15 protein-coding genes are annotated in these 17,406 nt (G+C 58.4%); 8 read left to right on the top strand and 7 right to left on the bottom strand.

Features of this window, described 5'->3' with window-relative positions:
- From prmA to fis, 3 genes are all read left to right on the top strand, one after another.
- Positions 1-882, top strand: coding sequence for a 50S ribosomal protein L11 methyltransferase (gene prmA / locus ACJ8OK_RS19345; RefSeq protein ID WP_442530847.1), 882 nt, complete (start codon positions 1-3; stop codon positions 880-882).
- Positions 883-1,275: 393 nt separating this feature from the next.
- Positions 1,276-2,280 carry a tRNA dihydrouridine synthase DusB gene (gene dusB / locus ACJ8OK_RS19340; RefSeq protein WP_004936856.1) on the top strand — a complete coding sequence of 335 codons (1,005 nt, stop codon included), beginning with the start codon at positions 1,276-1,278 and terminating at the stop codon, positions 2,278-2,280.
- On the top strand, positions 2,262-2,558 hold the full coding sequence (gene fis, locus ACJ8OK_RS19335; protein ID WP_000462905.1) for a DNA-binding transcriptional regulator Fis: 297 nt from the start codon (positions 2,262-2,264) through the stop codon (positions 2,556-2,558). Before dusB ends, fis begins: the two co-directional genes overlap by 19 nt.
- A gap of 74 nt (positions 2,559-2,632) precedes the next feature.
- Here fis and ACJ8OK_RS19330 read toward each other — a convergent pair whose 3' ends face one another.
- Together ACJ8OK_RS19330 and ACJ8OK_RS19325 are read right to left on the bottom strand one after the other, a co-directional pair.
- Positions 2,633-2,863 (bottom strand): hypothetical protein, encoded by a 231-nt coding sequence (locus ACJ8OK_RS19330; RefSeq protein ID WP_442530845.1) that lies wholly within the window; start codon positions 2,861-2,863, stop codon positions 2,633-2,635.
- Between the two features lie 152 nt (positions 2,864-3,015).
- Positions 3,016-3,357, bottom strand: coding sequence for a hypothetical protein (locus tag ACJ8OK_RS19325; protein ID WP_004936850.1), 342 nt, complete (start codon positions 3,355-3,357; stop codon positions 3,016-3,018).
- Positions 3,358-3,605: 248 nt separating this feature from the next.
- Between ACJ8OK_RS19325 and lpxO the strand changes: the two genes are divergently transcribed.
- From lpxO to ACJ8OK_RS19305, 4 genes are all read left to right on the top strand, one after another.
- On the top strand, positions 3,606-4,511 hold the full coding sequence (gene lpxO, locus ACJ8OK_RS19320) for a lipid A hydroxylase LpxO (protein ID WP_004936848.1): 906 nt from the start codon (positions 3,606-3,608) through the stop codon (positions 4,509-4,511).
- 298 nt (positions 4,512-4,809) lie between these two features.
- A complete protein-coding gene (gene lpxP, locus ACJ8OK_RS19315; RefSeq protein WP_033631986.1) occupies positions 4,810-5,730 on the top strand; it encodes a kdo(2)-lipid IV(A) palmitoleoyltransferase in 921 nt (306 codons plus the stop codon).
- A 115-nt stretch (positions 5,731-5,845) separates the two neighbouring features.
- Positions 5,846-6,541: a CTP synthase C-terminal region-related (seleno)protein gene (locus ACJ8OK_RS19310; RefSeq protein ID WP_311265832.1), complete on the top strand. Its 696-nt coding sequence runs from the start codon at positions 5,846-5,848 to the stop codon at positions 6,539-6,541.
- Positions 6,542-7,241: 700 nt separating this feature from the next.
- Positions 7,242-11,180, top strand: coding sequence for a non-ribosomal peptide synthetase (locus tag ACJ8OK_RS19305; RefSeq protein ID WP_442530844.1), 3,939 nt, complete (start codon positions 7,242-7,244; stop codon positions 11,178-11,180).
- Between the two features lie 41 nt (positions 11,181-11,221).
- On the opposite strand, the gene ACJ8OK_RS19300 is transcribed toward ACJ8OK_RS19305, so the two are convergent.
- Together ACJ8OK_RS19300 and ACJ8OK_RS19295 are read right to left on the bottom strand one after the other, a co-directional pair.
- Complete coding sequence (locus ACJ8OK_RS19300) at positions 11,222-11,911, bottom strand: LrgB family protein (protein WP_004936833.1); 690 nt, start codon at positions 11,909-11,911, stop codon at positions 11,222-11,224.
- The gene (locus ACJ8OK_RS19295; RefSeq protein WP_004936830.1) at positions 11,904-12,326 is read right to left on the bottom strand and encodes a CidA/LrgA family protein; all 423 of its coding nucleotides are present in this window, start codon (positions 12,324-12,326) and stop codon (positions 11,904-11,906) included. The genes ACJ8OK_RS19300 and ACJ8OK_RS19295 overlap by 8 nt, the downstream gene beginning before the upstream one ends.
- A 139-nt stretch (positions 12,327-12,465) precedes the next feature.
- Here ACJ8OK_RS19295 and ACJ8OK_RS19290 point away from each other — a divergent pair, with 139 nt between their 5' ends.
- Positions 12,466-13,353, top strand: a complete 888-nt coding sequence (locus tag ACJ8OK_RS19290) for a LysR family transcriptional regulator (RefSeq protein WP_004936826.1) — start codon at positions 12,466-12,468, stop codon at positions 13,351-13,353.
- Positions 13,354-13,426: 73 nt separating this feature from the next.
- Here the strand turns inward: ACJ8OK_RS19290 and ACJ8OK_RS19285 are convergent, their stop codons facing one another.
- From ACJ8OK_RS19285 to ACJ8OK_RS19275, 3 genes are all read right to left on the bottom strand, one after another.
- Positions 13,427-15,076: a Na+/H+ antiporter gene (locus ACJ8OK_RS19285; RefSeq protein ID WP_004936822.1), complete on the bottom strand. Its 1,650-nt coding sequence runs from the start codon at positions 15,074-15,076 to the stop codon at positions 13,427-13,429.
- A 197-nt stretch (positions 15,077-15,273) separates the two neighbouring features.
- Complete coding sequence (locus ACJ8OK_RS19280; RefSeq protein ID WP_004936819.1) at positions 15,274-16,635, bottom strand: NCS2 family permease; 1,362 nt, start codon at positions 16,633-16,635, stop codon at positions 15,274-15,276.
- 333 nt (positions 16,636-16,968) lie between these two features.
- Positions 16,969-17,376 carry a VOC family protein gene (locus tag ACJ8OK_RS19275; protein WP_015379207.1) on the bottom strand — a complete coding sequence of 136 codons (408 nt, stop codon included), beginning with the start codon at positions 17,374-17,376 and terminating at the stop codon, positions 16,969-16,971.
- Positions 17,377-17,406 lie beyond the last annotated feature (30 nt).

Here is a 17,406-nt window from a genome sequence, read left to right as displayed (position 1 = left end):
ATGCCTTGGATCCAACTCAAACTGAACACCACCGGCAGCCAGGCGGAAGACCTGAGCGACGCGCTGGTGGAAAGCGGCGCCGTGTCGGTGACCTTCCAGGACACCCACGACAACCCGGTGTTCGAGCCGCTGCCGGGTGAAACCCTGCTGTGGGGCGATACCGATGTGATCGGCCTGTACGACGCGGAAACCGATATGACCGACGTGGTGACGATGCTGGAACAGCACCCGCTGCTGGGCGCCGGATTCCGCCACAAGATAGAGCAGCTGGAAGACAAGGACTGGGAGCGCGAATGGATGGACAACTTCCACCCGATGCGCTTCGGCGAGCGCTTGTGGATCTGCCCGAGCTGGCGCGACGTGCCGGATCCCGACGCGGTCAACGTGATGCTCGATCCGGGCCTGGCGTTCGGCACCGGCACCCACCCGACCACCGCGCTGTGTCTGCAGTGGCTGGACGGCTTCGATCTGGCCGGCAAAACCGTCATCGATTTCGGCTGTGGTTCCGGCATCCTGGCGATCGCCGCGTTGAAGCTGGGTGCGGCGCGCGCTATCGGCATCGACATCGATCCCCAGGCCATTCAGGCCAGCCGCGACAACGCGCAGCGTAACGGCGTCTCAGAGCGTCTGGAGCTGTATCTGCCGAAAGACCAGCCGGCGGACCTGCTGGCGGACGTGGTGGTCGCCAACATCCTCGCCGGCCCGCTGCGCGAACTGGCACCGCTGATCGGTTGCCTGCCGAAGGCCGGCGGTCATTTGGGGCTGTCCGGCGTGCTGGCCAGCCAGGCGAGCAGCGTTGCACAAGCCTACGAAGAGAAATTCACGCTCGATCCGGTCGCCGAGCGTGAAGAGTGGTGCCGCATCACCGGCCGCCGTAAGTAAGCGTCACGATATATTGCTCCCTCATCCACCGGCCCCGCGCCGGTGGATTTTTTTTGTCCGGCGATCGCCCCACGGGCAAGACAAAATTTTATGCAATTTTTTGCCTTTCAACGATGGATCGCCCTGACAATGCGCCTTCCAGGCAGGTTATCCCGGCAAAAATAGCGGGCGAATGCAGATAATATCCTGCGCAAAGGCGAATATTTTACCGCACACAAAATAAGCACTTTTCGTCAACTCATTGTAAAATATATACAATATTTTTATGAATCACTGTGCAGCGCATTTTTTGCCCTAATAGCGAGCCAATTGGTTAAAGTTTGGCCTTTCATCTCGGCGCAAAAATGCGTAATATACGCGCCCTTGCGGACACAGTATGGTCACTCTTTGTCTATGCGCATTGGACACCACCAGCTTACTAATTGCCTGATTGCGGCCCCGATGGCCGGTATTACAGATCGCCCGTTCAGAACCCTCTGTCATGCAATGGGTGCTGGGATGGCTGTATCCGAAATGCTCTCCTCCAACCCGGAGGTGTGGCGGACGGATAAGTCGCGTCTGCGTATGGTGCATAGCGATGAACCAGGGATCCGCTCCGTGCAGATTGCCGGATGCGATCCTGATGATATGGCCGCCGCCGCGCGTATCAACGTGGCCAGCGGCGCGCAGATCATCGACATCAATATGGGATGCCCGGCCAAAAAAGTGAACCGGAAGCTTGCCGGGTCCGCCTTGTTGCAGTACCCGGATCTGGTAAAACGGATCCTCCACGCGGTGGTTGACGCAGTGGATGTGCCGGTAACGCTGAAGATTCGCACCGGCTGGGCGCCAGAGCACCGTAACTGTGTAGAGATTGCCCAACTGGCCGAAGACTGTGGTATTCAGGCCCTGACGATTCACGGCCGAACCCGCGCCTGTCTGTTTAACGGCGACGCGGAATACGACAGCATTCGGGCAGTTAAGCAGAGTGTTTCCATTCCGATTATCGCGAATGGGGATATTACTGACCCGCATAAAGCCAGAGCAGTGCTCGACTACACCGGGGCTGATGCCCTGATGATAGGCCGCGCTGCTCAGGGGAGACCCTGGATCTTCCGGGAAATCCAGCATTATCTGGACACTGGGGAGTTGCTGCCGCCGCTGCCGCTTGGCGAGGTGAAGCGCTTGTTGATTGGGCACATTCGGGAATTGCACGGCTTCTATGGCCAAGGCAAGGGATTCCGGATTGCTCGTAAGCACGTGTCCTGGTATCTCCAGGAACACGCTCCGAATGACCAGTTTCGGCGCACATTCAACGCCATAGAGGATGCCAGCGAACAGCTGGAGGCGTTGGAGGCATATTTCGAAAATCTTAGCGTAAAAAAAGAGCTGACAGAACTATGTTCGAACAACGCGTAAATTCTGACGTACTGACCGTTTCTACCGTTAACTCACAAGATCAGGTGACTCAAAAGCCTCTGCGTGACTCGGTTAAACAAGCACTGAAGAACTATTTTGCTCAACTGAACGGTCAAGACGTAAATGACCTGTATGAGCTGGTACTGGCTGAAGTTGAACAGCCACTGTTGGACATGGTGATGCAATACACCCGTGGCAACCAGACCCGCGCAGCCCTGATGATGGGCATCAACCGCGGCACGCTGCGCAAGAAGCTGAAAAAATACGGCATGAACTGATACTAGTCAGTTAACGTGTTGAAAAGGCGCTTTATCTCATTTGATAAGCGCCTTTTTCTTTTTCTGACTTGTGCCTACATTGGCGAGGATTTGCGCGGAATGCGCTTATCAATATATCCGGCAAAGAAATAGCAAATACCCGCCACGCCCGCGATCATCACGTAGCGTTTCCAGCCGTCCAAATCCACGCCCAGGCTATCCAGCCCGCTCAACACCACAAACACCAGCAGGCCCAAGATAACCGATGCTCTGCCTGTCCAGGCTGGTGGGGGTGTCAATAAACACCTTATCCAGTGGGATTTCATAGCGCTTCCTTCTTGCTTACGATTGAGCCGCCAATAGCCAATAGATGGAGAATACTCTCACGTTTTAATCGGGGCGACAAAGCGGGGCATCGGCTCTGGATTGCAGGCAATAAAAAAGGCCGCAGCGCGGCCCTTGGGGTAAAGCGGAGACCTTACTCGGTCACTTTGTTCTTGAGGCTTTCCGCCCCTTGCTTGGTCTTGTCCCAAGCCTTCTCCGATCCCTGTTTGGTGGAGTGCCAGGCCTTTTGCGAACCTTCGCTCACTTTGCTGCCGACGCTGTCGCTCTTGCCTTCGGCGGCATGCTTGGCTTTCAGCTTCAGCTCTTCACCCTTGTCCTGAGACTGGTGCAGCTTTTCTTTGGCGGTATCCGCCCCTTTGTGCGCCTCGGCGACGACTTCGTTGCTGGCGTGAGCGGCGGTGTCGGTCGCGGTTTCAGCAGCGAACACCGGGGAAGCGAGCAGCAGTGCAGACAAGGCAATGATTGATTTTTTCATAAGTCCCTCTTTTCTCAGATACGTGCTATTCGTCATGAAACAAGATGGCATGAAACACCCCTTTAACGATTTAAGAATAGGACTAAAACCAAAAAAATCGATATAAAATTTCATTACAAATCATTTTATTGATTTTTTATGCCAACAAGCAGCACACGCAGGGAAAGCGCACGAAAAAGTTAAATTTTTCCTGTCACAAAACTATAATTTGTACGAATTTTTAACAAGCACCAACAGGGATGGATTCTATGGTTGCCGCGATCATTATCGGCATTTTTATCATCAGCTTCCTCTACGCACACTCCCGCGGCAAAGAGAAACAAAAGCTTACCCGCCAGCTGTTCGATCACTCCACGTTTATGGGGCCGATTAACATGTTTATGACCGGTTTCTCACGTTTGCCCGCCAAACAGCCCTATTTCGACGAAAAAGGCTTCCCGGAGCTGCAAACGCTGACCGACAACTGGCAGGTGATCCGCGAGGAAGCCGTGCGCTTGCAGGATCACATCAAAAAGGCGCAGTCGCACAACGACGCCGGCTTCAACACCTTCTTCAAACGCGGCTGGAAACGTTTCTATCTGAAATGGTACAGCGACAGCCACCCTTCGGCGCAAACGCTGTGCCCGAAAACCGTCGAGCTGCTCAACCGCATCCCATCGGTCAAGGCGGCGATGTTCGCCGAGCTGCCGCCCGGCAGCCATTTGGGTAAACACCGCGATCCTTACGCCGGCTCGGTGCGCTATCACCTGGGGCTGATGACGCCCAACGACGATCGCTGCTTCATCGAGGTGGACGGCGAGCAGCACAGCTGGCGCGACGGCCAAGCGGTGATCTTCGACGAAACCTACGTGCACTGGGCGCAGAACGCCACCGATCAGACGCGCATCATTCTGTTTTGCGACGTCGAGCGGCCAATGAAATGGCGCTGGGCGCAAGCGGTCAACCACTGGGTCGGCGCTACGCTGATGTCGGCGGCCAGTTCGCCGAACGACGATCAGGACCGCACCGGCGGCATCAACCGCATCTTCAAATACGTCAACGCGGTGCGCGACGCCGGCCAGCGCCTGAAGGCGCGTAATCGCCGCGGTTACTATCTGCTGAAATGGCTGGTGATCGCCGCCATTTTCGCCGCCATCATCCTCCCCAGCCTGTAAACCGTCGCCAATCGTCAATCCAGAGGCAACGCGAATGAGAATATTCGCATGCCTCTCTTCCTCTGTACCCCGTACCCTGTGTTAACATACGCATTCCTAGAGCCGCCTCCGCTGGCCAACAGCTATCCCTCCGAAGCCTGATAGCAGCGCAAACCGCCCTTCGAATGTAAATGTTTAGTCAATTATGGAATTCTGACTAAACCCTGGCCGTCCCCGGGTGTCTGAGTAGTTGTATCGCTATCGAGTGGATCCTTTATGCGCTACAGGTTGCTACCCCCTAACGCATAAACGAGCTGCTATGAAACGCCAAAAGAGATTTCAACTTTCCTTGCTGCACCCGCGCTACTGGCTGACCTGGTTCGGCCTGGCCCTGTTGTTCCTGCTGGTGCAACTCCCCTACCCGCTGCTTAACCGCCTTGGCGTATGGATGGGGCGCACCTCGATGCGCTTTCTTAAGCGTCGCGTCGCCATCACCCGCCGCAACCTCGAACTGTGCTTCCCCGAAATGGACGAAACACAGCGCGAGCGTAAAGTAGTGGGCAACTTTGAGTCCCTCGGCATGGGCCTGCTGGAAACCGGCATGGCCTGGTTCTGGTCGGATAAACGCGTTAAGCGCTGGTTTAACGTCTCCGGCATCAACCACCTCAAAATGGCGCAGCGTGACGACCGCGGCGTGCTGGTGATCGGCGTGCACTTTATGTCGCTTGAGCTGGGCGGCCGGGCAATGGGCCTGTGCCAACCGATGATGGCGATGTACCGCCCGCACAACAACAAGGCGATGGAGTGGGCGCAAACCAAGGGCCGCATGCGCTCCAACAAGGCGATGATCGATCGCAAGGATCTGCGCGGCATGGTGCACGCACTCAAGCGCGGTGAGGCGGTCTGGTTCGCGCCGGATCAAGATTACGGCCCGCGCGGCAGCGTATTCGCGCCGCTGTTCGCCGTCGATCAGGCCGCCACCACCAGCGGCACCTTCATGCTGGCGCGCATGGCCAACCCGGCGCTGGTGCCGGTGGTGCTGATCCGCCGTGAAGGCGGCCGCGGCTACGACCTGCTGATCCAGCCGGCCCTGGAAGGCTACCCGCTCAGCGACGAACAGGCGGCGGCGGCTTATATGAACAAAGTGATCGAGAAAGAGATCATGCGGGCGCCGGAGCAATATCTGTGGCTGCATCGCCGCTTCAAAACCCGGCCGGTCGGCGCGCCGTCGCTGTACTGAGCCCCGTTTTCCAGCCCGGCCGACGCCGGGCTTTTTTGTGCGTCGCGTTTAAAAAATCTGCGGCGCAACATTTCGCTTTCCTGTAATCTCCTTCTTTACCCGCACAGGAAAGGAAATGATGAAAGCTCAAGTCCGCATTGCTCTGGTCGGTGATTACAACCCGCAAGCCGTGGCCCATCAGGCCATCCCCGTGGCGCTCCAGCTCACCGCCGCCCATCTCGACATCGACGTGCAGCCCCAGTGGCTACCGACCGAAACCCTGACCTCCCCTGATGTCCTGCAAGATTTCGATGCCATCTGGGTGGTGCCAGGCAGCCCATATTATCACGACGACGGCGCCTTTATGGCGATCAGGCATGCGCGGGAAAACGACGTGCCGTTCCTCGGTTCCTGCGGCGGCTTTCAGTACGCCATCATCGAGTACGCCCGCAACGTGATGGGCTGGCACGACGCCGGCCATGCGGAAACCGACAGCGGTGGCCGGTTGGTGATCGCTCCGCTGAGCTGCTCGCTGGTGGAAAAAACCGGCGACATCGTTTTTCGGCCTGACACCCGCGTCGCGCAGGCCTACGGCAGCCTGAACACCCATGAAGGCTACCACTGCAACTTTGGCGTGGCTCCGGACTTCGTCGCCGACCTTGAGCGCTTCCCGCTGATTATCAGCGGCCACGATGCCGAAGGCGACGTGCGCGCCATCGAACTGCCGGAGCGGCGTTTTTACGTCGCCACGCTGTTCCAGTCGGAACGCGCTGCACTGCGCGGCGAGCTTTCGCCACTGGTGGTGGAACTCGTCAAAGCCGCCGTCTGCTAACCTGCTACCTCCCCGTAGGATCGAGCCGCAGCGAGACAGGGTTCTCGTTGCGCCTTTCATTTCGGGTATCACTCGGCATCAACGTTTCACATTTATTATCTCATTAAAGTTAATCCATTAATTGCCCAATAACGGATCATTCATCGCAGTTTAATTTAAACGTCATACTCCTATGAAAGTTAACAGCAGAATTACGAATAAAGAAATGCATGAAATCACAATAAGCTTTACTTCTTATTATTCATTATTATTTCTTTTATAATAATACAGCATAAGAGATTCTTTATAATTTTTTATGATTCAGCCTGTTATCTCTTGCAGAGAAGCAACCGAACTTGCCCGCTGAGATACCACTCCGTTATCGCCCACGAACCGCCTCAGTTCCGCTCCTTTTCACCAAAAACAAAAAACACAAACAAAACAATAAATTACACAATTTCACTTACCAATACCACGTAGAAAAGCCAGTCAATCGTGATTAACACGCCACAAAAGCAATGGCAAACAATTAGTTTAAAAATAAATAAAACATAAATCATTAATAGTGAATACATTGAATTAATTATGATTAAACAAAACCATTAAAAATATTTAATGTGAAAACAGGCCAACTTAACAATCACCTTTTATAATGTTCGAGTGCTTGGCTGCGACTCATTTTATTTAATTCGATTCATTCCTTATTTGTGGAGGTGGTTCCGTGTCCGCTTATTCCCTGACGACCGTGCAACAAGCCGTGTGGCTAGACCAATCTTTAAACCCCGATATCCCCTTATATAACGTTGGGTGTTTATGGCGCGTAGAGCGCGAGATTTCGCTACCGCTTTTTCAAGAAGCCATACGGCAAATACAGCAACAACATGATGCGTTGCAAACCACGCTGAAAGAAACGCCGCAAGGCATTACCCAGGAAACCTGCGACCGGGCCTATATCGACCTGCATTACCACGATTTTTCGCACAGACAAGATGCCATCAGCCTGGCAGAAACACACCTTCGTTCTCAATTCCTGCAGCCTTATTCACTGTATGACAGCCTGCTTTGGCGCTGCCACCTGGCCAAAGTCAGCGGATCCAGCACGCTATGGCTGCTTGCTTCCCATCACCTGATTGCGGACGGCACCTCAATTTCCCTGCTGAGCAAAATGATCATGGAGCGCTATAAACAATTAAAAGCAGGGATAAAAAACGAAGCCCCCCGCTCGCGTTATCAAGACTTCGTCATCAGCGATCGCACCTATCAGCAGTCTCCACGCTACGAGCGCGATCGTGATTTCTGGTTGAAGCGTTTCATCGACGCGCCCCCCTCCATGCTGGAACGCCGCCAAAATCACTGTGAGCAACAAACCTATCCCAGCCATCAGATAATCAAGCGGTTGCCACGCGAGCGTTTCCTACAGTTGGAACAATACGCCGCCGCGCAGGGCGGTTCTGCAATGCATTTTTTTAGCGCTTTGCTGGCCACCTGGTTCGCCCGGATTTGGCAAACCGATCAATTCACGCTGGGCGTGCCGGTACATAACCGCAGTACCGCCGAACATAAGCAAACATTGGGCATGTTTTCCTCGATGATCCCACTGCGCATCACGGTCGATTCACAGCAATCCTTCGGCCACTTACTGCGGCAAATCGGCAGCGAGCTGCGCCAGTGCTATCGTCACCAGCGTTTTCCCATTGCCGAACTCAACCGCCAGTTGAACCTGCATCAGCAGGATCGGCGCCAGCTGTTCGACATCAGCTTTTCTCTGGAGGTTTTTCCGACCGACATCGAACTGGAAGGCAGCCAGTTCAAGGTTGAAAACCTGCACCACGGTCAGGAACAGCTGCCCCTCGGCGTCTACCTGCGCCATTACCATCCGGGCGACGACCCGCTGTTGGAGTTCAACCTCAATCAGGCCTGGTTCAGTCAGGAAGACGGTGAGCGCATCGCCGCCCGCATACTGCACCTGCTGAACACGCTACTGGACGGCGATCCGGCGCTGCCGCTGGGGCAGTTACCGCTGCTGTTGCCGCAGGAAAGACAGCAAATCTTCCATCAATGGAATGAAACCCGACAAACATGGGCAGACATGCCGCAAGGCGTACATCAATTCCTGGAACGGCAGGCCGCGCTGACGCCAGAAGCGCCGGCGCTGTGCTACGGGGACCACGAGATCAGTTATCAACAGCTGAATCAGCGGGCGAATCGATTGGCTGCCTTTCTCAGGCTGCAGGGATTACAGCCTGACGATCGCATCGCGGTATGCGTCAACCGCAGCCCGGATATGGTGATTGCCCTGTACGCCATCCTGAAGGCGGGCGCCGCCTATGTACCGCTCGATCCCGACTATCCACAAGACCGCCTGCGCCACATGCTGCAAGATTGCGGCGCCAGATTCGTTCTGATCGACGATGGCGGCGAACACGCGCTGCACCCGCTGCGCGATATCGCCGTGCCGCGATTGCATCTTCAGCGTGAGAGCCATCTGTGGCGGCAAGCGCCGGATGGCAACCCGCCGCCGCTGGCCGCCGATCCACAGCGCAGCCTGGCTTATGTGATTTACACCTCCGGCTCGACGGGGAAACCCAAAGGGGTGATGAACGAACACCGCGGGGTGATCAACCGACTCCTGTGGATGCAAAAGGCTTATACACTGACGCCGGATGATGTCGTGCTGCAGAAAACGCCGTTCAGCTTCGACGTCTCTGTCTGGGAGTTTTTCTGGCCGATGATGGTCGGCGCCCGGCTGGCCATCGCCAAACCGGGCGGTCACCAGGAACCGGATTATCTCAGCGCCTGCATCGCACAACATGGCGTCACCACACTGCATTTCGTCCCCTCTATGCTGCAACTGTTTCTGCGCCACGGCGGTATGGCGCAGTGCGCCTCCCTGAAACGCATCGTGTGCAGCGGCGAGGCGTTGCCGCTCGCTACGGTACAACGTTGCCTGCAGCAGTTGCCGCAGGCGGAACTGCACAATCTCTACGGCCCGACGGAAGCCGCCGTAGACGTTTCCAGCTGGCAATGCCTGCCCGATGATCCTCGCCCGCTGGTACCGATCGGTAAACCGATCGCCAATACCCAGCTCCATATTCTGGATGACCAACTGCAACCGTTACCGCCTGGCATCGCCGGCGAATTGCATATCGGTGGTATTCAGGTTGCCCGTGGTTATCTGAACCGCGCGGCGCTGAGCGCCGAGCGATTTATCGCCGATCCTTTCAGCGCCGAGCCGCAGGCTCGCCTGTATAAAACCGGCGATCTGGCCCGCTGGCTGCCGGATGGCAACATTGAGTATCTGGGCAGAAACGATTTCCAGGTCAAAATCCACGGCCTGCGCATTGAATTAGGCGAGATCGAGCAACAGCTCAGACAGTGTTCAGGGGTTGAAGACGCCGCCATTCTGGCACGGGAAAACGAAAGCGGCGGCAAGCGCCTGGTCGCCTATGTCATCGCCCCAGAGCAAACGGCCGACGCCGCCGAATGGCGTCGGCAATTGCAGCAACACCTGCCGGACTTTATGGTGCCGTCCTGTTTTATCCGGCTGGATGCTTTTCCGCTGTCGCCCAACGGCAAGCTGGATCGCAAAGCGTTACCGGCACCGGCCAACATGCAGGAAACCGCTGCTTATGAAGCCCCGCAAGGCGAGCAGGAACAGCAGTTGGCCGAACTGTGGAGCGAACTGCTGGGCACAACGCGCATTGGCCGCGACGATGATTTCTTCGCGCTGGGCGGCCATTCGCTGCACGCCATTCAACTGCTGGTTAAACTGAAGCGACACGGGCATTCGTTAGGCATTAAGACGCTGTTTGCTCACTCGACGCTGCGCGGCCAGGCCCGTATTCTCACCGACGGCGTGCCCGCGACGGCTCCAGCCACCTCCGAACCTCTGCAGCAGCTGTTGACGCGTCTGAATCAGGCCAGTTTTACCTTTAAACAGGTAGAGCGCCTGAACCACGCCATCAGCCCCGACAGCGTTTGGATGATCCATCCTGCCGTCACCGGTTGCGATGTTTATCGCGATCTGGCGAACTATTTAGAGAAAGATTTCAATGTGTTAGGCATCAACAATTACAACCTGTTCCAACAGCCGCACATCACTTCGCTACGCGAGCTGGCGGCGTATTATCTCGGCCATATGCGGCTGTCGCCGGCGCGCCCCGTCCGTCTGTTGGGTTGGTCGCTAGGGGGCCTGATCGCGCTGGAGATGGCCGCTCAACTGGAAAGCCAGGGCTATCGCGACATCCAACTGTTCCTGCTTGATACCTTCTACCGAACCCCATTCCAGATCCGCAGCGAGCCGGGCATGCTGGCGGCGATGCTGGCCATGTTGGGTATTGACGGCGAGGCCGCCGACCGGGCCTTAAAGGCAGAGCCGACGGAGCTGGCATTGGCGAAACAAACGCTCAGCGCACCGTTGCAACATGCACGCATCACGCTGTTCAAGGCGACCGAAGATGCAAATCTGAATATCACCGGCCTGGGCGATGAGCGGGAACTGCTGGCGATTGCCGACAATGGCCTGTCGGCAATCGGTCAACATCTGCAGGTGCATCCGTTGCCCTGCAATCATCACTCCATTATCTTCAGCCACGAGGAGATAGGACGCGCCTTGCGACAGTCATCGCGCACGCCGGTGATGCTAGGCAACCTTCCTTGACGCTCTACGGTCTGCGGCGCAGTTCGCCGCAGACCGCCTCCTTACCACATCAGCCGGCCGATCAGTGGCGCGGCCACCACCGTGATAATGCCGGCCAACATCATCACCAGACTCGACACTACGCCCTCCTGCGGCCCCAGTTCATAGGCGCGGGCGGTGCCGGCGCCGTGCGACGATGCGCCAAATCCGGCCCCTTTAGCCAGGCGGCTGCGTACAGCCAGCCGCAGAAACAGAATGTCGCCCACCGCCATGCCGAACACCCCGGTGATCACCACGAACAACGCCACCAGGTCCGGTTGGCCGCCCATCTGCTTGGCGGCCTCCAGCGCGAACGGCGTGGTGATCGACCGCACCGCCAGGCTGCGCTGCACCTCTTCCGGCAGCGTCAGCAGGCGCGCCAGCCACACCGAGCTGTACACCGCCACCAGCACTGCGGTCGTTACCCCGGCGGTCAGCGACAGCCAATGGCGACGGATGATATGCAGGTTCTCGTACACCGGCACCGCGAAGGCGATGGTCGCCGGCCCCAGCAGCCACAGCAGCCAGTGGGTTTCACCGATGTAGTCCTGATAGGAGATGTGGGTGACCACCAGCAGCAACACCAGAATCATCGGCGTCAGCACCAGCGGCATCAGCAGCAACGTGCGGCGGCGGCGATAGAGTTTCTTGTTGGCGAAATAGAGCGCCAGCGTCGCCAGAAAACAGGCCAGGCTAAGGATGAAATCATTCATGGCGCTGCTTCCGCCGCTGCAGCCAAATCTCCAGCCGATACACCCTGTCCACCACCAGCCCGGTGGCGCCCAGCGTCAGCATGGTGCTGACCGCGATCACCAGAAAGATCTTCCAGCCTTCGACCATCAGCAGCTGGGCATAGTTGACCACCGCCACCACCGCCGGCACGAAAAACAGCAGCATTTCCGCCAGCAGCCAGCGGGAGCCGGCCTTGACCCAGCTCAGCGGCAGAATGCGCAGCAGGATCAGCGCCAGCAGCATCAGCATGCCGACGATATTGGCGGGGAGCGGCAGGTGGAATTGTTGCACCAGACGATCGGCGATCAGGAACAGCGCCGCATACAACGCCACCTGGATCGGCACCTGCAAACGGGTCAGCAGAGAGGGGGCAACGCGGCGTAACGCCAGAGACATGAAAGATGACCTCAAACAATAATTGACGGCCTACAGTATACGCAGCCGGGAAACCACGCCTGAAATGAATTAAAATTATCGACATCATGCCGTCCGGGAATAGTTTCCCGCCGGTAGCGTCCCCAAGGAGAACCCTAACGTGGATGTCCGCACCCTGCGCTACTTCGTTGAAGTGGTGCGCCAGCAAAGCTTCACCCGCGCGGCGGAAAAACTGTTCGTCACCCAGCCCACCATCAGCAAAATGCTGCGTCATCTGGAGGAAGAGCTGGAATGCACGCTGCTGATCCGTGAAGGCCGCAAGCTGCGCCTGACCGACAGCGGCCAGGCGGTGTACCAGCGCGGCCTGACGATCCTCGACGAGTTCCGCCAGTTGGAGGCGGAGCTGGAAGACATTAGCTCGGTGAAAAAGGGCGTGCTGCGGCTGGGCATTCCGCCGATGGTCGGCAGGCAGATCGCCGATCTGATCCGCCGCTTTCGCCAGACCTACCCCGGCATCGAATTGAAGATTTCCGAGCTGGGCGGGCTGTCGGTCGAACAGGCGGTGATGTCCGGCGAATTGGATCTGGCGATGACAGTGCTGCCCTTCGATTCGGCGCAGCCGCTGACCTTTCTGCCGCTGCTGGGCCATCCGATGTGCGTGGTGGCGCCGCGTACGCCGCAGTGGCTCAACCGCACCAGCATCAATATCGCCGAATTGGCCGACAGCCCGATCCTGATTTATAACGAAGACTTTGCGCTGTACAAGATGCTGATGAAGGCGTTTCGCCTGGCCGGCTTTGAACCGCAAATCGCGGTGCGCAGCGGCCAATGGGACTTTCTCGCCTCGATGGTGCAGGCCGGCGTGGGCATCGCCATGCTGCCGGAGCCAGTTTGTCGCTGGCTGGACAAGGAAAACCTGGTCTGGCTGCCGCTGGAGCCGCGCATGGAGTGGAAAATCGGCCTGATCTGGCGCCAGGGCAGCTACCTGTCGCACAGCGCGCAGGCCTGGATCGCCTGCTGCCGCGACTACTGGCCGCCGCTCAAGTAACCAAAAAAAGGGCCGCACAGGCGGCCCTTCAGGACAGAAATTGAGAGGAAAACGTTTATTCCTCTTCTGAGACTTACCCTTCGCGTTCGATCAGCAGCGCTTCGAGCAGGTCGAGATCGTGCAGCAGTTTTTGCAGCGTCTCGTTGCTGATTTTCTGCGTGGCGCGCAGGTGGTACAGCTCGCCGCGCTCGGCGCGCAGCGCCGTCAGGCGGAAACGCCGCTCGAGGTTTTCCATCGCCAGCGCATTCTCGATATCGTCTTTCGACGCGATGCGCCGCCGCAGCATGCCCGTCACCCGCGAGCTGACCTCTTTCAACACCTGCGGATCGAGGTTTTCTTCGGTATCGGCAACCAGGCGCTCTTCCATTTTATTCACGCTCTCAATCGCCACTTCGGCCGCCATGGCGATCGCCATGCGCTCTTCCTGCTTGCTGGCGCTCTTGTCGGTGACCTGCACGCCGCGCAGCAGCAGCGGCAACGCCAGCACGCCGACGATCAACGACAGCAGGATCACCCCGGCGGCGATAAACACCAGCTGATAGCGCGCCGGGAAGGCGGTGCCGTCGCTCAGCAACAGCGGTATCGACAGCACACCGGCCAGGGTAATCGCCCCGCGCACCCCGGCGAACGACGCCACCCACAGCTCACGCGTGCTGTAATCGCCGAACTGCAGCGGACGCTTTTTCATAAAGCGGTTGCTGGCCTTCTTCATCACCCACAGCCAGGTGAAGCGCAGCACCAACAGCGCGGCGTAGATGGTGGCCACGTCGGCGAACAGGTACCAGGTCTGGATGGTCGGATCCAGCTCCGCCTGCAGGATGGAGGTTTCAAGAATGCCCGGCAGCTGCAGGCCCAACATGATGAACACCATGCCGTTGAACACGAATTCCAGCATCGCCCACACGCTGTTGGCGCGCAGACGCATCGCCAGCGGCGCGTTGCGGATCACGCCGGACTGGCTGATGGTCATCCCCGCCGCCACCGCCGCCAGGATGCCGGAAACGCCGATATGTTCGGCAATCAGGTAGGACGCGAACGGCAGCAGCAGCAGGAACACGATCTGGGTCGCCGGATCGTCGCCGCTCCAGCGGCTCATCACCCGCAGCGATTTACTGTAGGTCCAGGTGACCGCCACGCCGGCCAGCAGGCCACCGATCGCCACTTTGAGGAATTCAAGGGTCGCGCCGCCCACGGTGAACACCATGGTGCCCATCGCCACCGCGATGGCGAACTTGAGCGACACCAGGCCGGAGGCGTCGTTCATCAGCGCCTCGCCCTCGAGCACGCCCATGATCGGCTTGGGGATCCGCCCTTTGCCGACGATGCCGGACAGCGCCACGGCATCCGTCGGCGACAGCACCGCCGCCAGGGCGAAGGCCGCCACCAGCGGAATGCCCGGCACCATGGCGTAGATCAGATAACCGACGCCGACCACGGTGATCAGCACCAGCACCAGCGCCAGGCCGAGAATTTCCCGCCCGTGATGCAGGAATTCACGCGTCGGCGTTTTCCAGCCGTCGGCAAACAGCAGCGGCGGGATGAACAGCACCAGGAACAGTTCGGGATCAAAATCGACGTGCAGCCCGAAATGCGGCCAGGCCAGCAGGGCCCCGATGGCGATTTGCATCAGCGGCAGCGGCACCTGGAACGGCAACATGCGCGTCACCACCCCGGACAGGGAGACCACCAGGATCAAAATGAGGATTGTAAAAAAGATTTCCATGCTTTCCTTAGACTCTACGATTCAGACGACATCGGCTCAGGGCCTGCGTTGGTCACGATAGTAGATCACTTTTTTTACAGCCGTTAAAGCTTGTTGTGCCTTTCAAAACGCGGTGCAGAGCAGAAGAAGACTTATCTTAAGAAGGGAATTGCCGTAACAGGCTCCCCCGCCCGGCGGGCGAGGGAAACCCAAGCGGCTTAAATCGCCCAGCCGCCGGCGTAGAACGCCACCAGCGCCACGGCGATCAGCACGGTGCCGATGTTCAGCTTGCGCCATTCGCCGGAGAAGATGCGGCCAATGACCAGCGAGCTGAAGCCCAGCATGATGCCGGTGACGATGTTGCAGGTCAGCACGATGAACACGGCGCACAGCAGGCCGGCCATCGCGTCGACGAAGTCGTTGAAGTCCAGCTTGGTGACATTGCTCAGCATCAGCAGGCCGACGTACATCAGCGCCGGTGCGGTGGCGTAAACCGGCACCAGATAGGCCAGCGGCGACAGGAACAGGATCAGCAGGAACAGAATGCCGACCACGGTGGCGGTCAGGCCGGTCTTGCCGCCCGCGGCGGTGCCGGCGGCGGACTCAATATAAACCGCAGCGGGCGCGGCGCCCACCAGGCCGGAGAAGATGCTGCTCAGGGAATCCGAGGTCAGCGCCTTGCCGCCGTTGATGATCTGCCCGTCTTTATCCAGCAGGTTGGCCTGCCCGGCCACCGCGCGGATGGTGCCGGTGGCGTCGAACACCGCGGTCATCACCAGCGCCAGCACGCTCGGCAACACCACCGGCTGCAATGCGCCCATGATATCCAGGCTGAAGATCAACGATTTGCCGTCAGCGTCCGCCAGGCTCGGCATGGCGAACAGCCCCTGATATTTCACCGCCGGGTCGAAGATCAGGCCGATGATGGAAATGGCGATGATCACCAGCAAAATGCCGCCGGGCACGCGCAGTTTCTCCAGGCCGAAGATCACCGCCAGGCCGACCAGCGTCATGACGACCGGGAAAGAGGTGAACGCACCGAGCGCCACCGGCAAGCCATCCAGCGGGTTCTTCACCACCAGGCCGACGCCGTTGGCGGCGATCAGCAGCAGGAACAGCCCGATGCCGATGCCGGTGCCGTGCGCCACGCCCATCGGCAGGTTGCGCAGGATCCAGGCGCGGATGCCGGTGACCGAGATAATGGTAAACAGCACGCCCATCAGGAACACCGCGCCCAGCGCCACCGGAATGCTGATGTGCTGGCCCAGCACCAGGCTGAAGGCGGTAAAGGCGGTCAACGAGATCGCACAGCCGATGGCCATCGGCAGGTTAGCCCACAGCCCCATCAGCAGCGACCCCAGACCGGCCACCAGGCAGGTGGAGACAAACACCGCCGCCGGCGGGAAACCCGCTTTGCCCAGCATGCTCGGCACCACGATCACCGAGTACACCATCGCCAGGAAGGTGGTCAGCCCCGCCACCACCTCCTGACGCACGCTGCTGCCGCGCGCGGAAATTTTAAAATAGCCATCAAGCCCGCCGGTTGGTTTTGCGGCGTGGTTCGCTTGAGAGTTCGACATAGGTTACTTCCCCTGTGTTTCATGAATCGGCCCGTCACAGCAGGCCTGTAATCTCGCCCGCGCCCGATCGCCACGTAATCGTTTACGTCACGTTACGCATCCCTGCCCTTATGCCACACCACCAACGGCGATGCGCACCCAGGCAAACGTTTAACTCGCAGCGCGCGGTACGGGTGATTTATGGTGGTTTATTCAAGGCAAACGATTATCCTGCCTTCCCTAGCGTCTAATCAACTAAAGATCGCGGCAATTTATGCAGAAAACGGCGGGAATGGCTTCTGCGCGAAAAGACGGGGCGATCCGGCGCCCGTGCCGACCTGCTTCACGGCGAGCTTATTGCGCCTGCACCGCCGCGGGATCCATATACATCAATTCCCAGATATGGCCGTCCAGGTCCTGAAATCCGTGGCCGTACATCACGCCATAGTCCCGCGGCGGATGATAGGTATTGCCGCCGCCGGCGATCGCCTTGCGCACCAGTTCGTCCACCGCCGCCCGGCTGGGTTGCGACAGGCACACCAACACTTCGGTGGCCTGTTTGGCGTCGCCGATCGGGTTCGGGGTAAACATCCTGAATTTGTCGTGGGTCAGCAGCATCACGTAAATCGTGTCGCTGACCACCATGCAGGCGGCGGTATCGTCGGTAAATTGCGGGTTGAAGCTGAAGCCGAGCTGGGTGAAAAACGCCATTGAGGCGGGCAGATCGCGTACGGGCAGGTTAACGAAGATTTGCGTAGCCATGGGCTACCTCCGATGAAGAATGACCCCATC

This window comes from Serratia sp. CY71090 (assembly GCF_052166845.1).
GTDB classification, from domain to species: domain Bacteria; phylum Pseudomonadota; class Gammaproteobacteria; order Enterobacterales; family Enterobacteriaceae; genus Serratia; species Serratia nematodiphila.
This window is presented reverse-complemented; position numbering and strand designations above follow the sequence as displayed.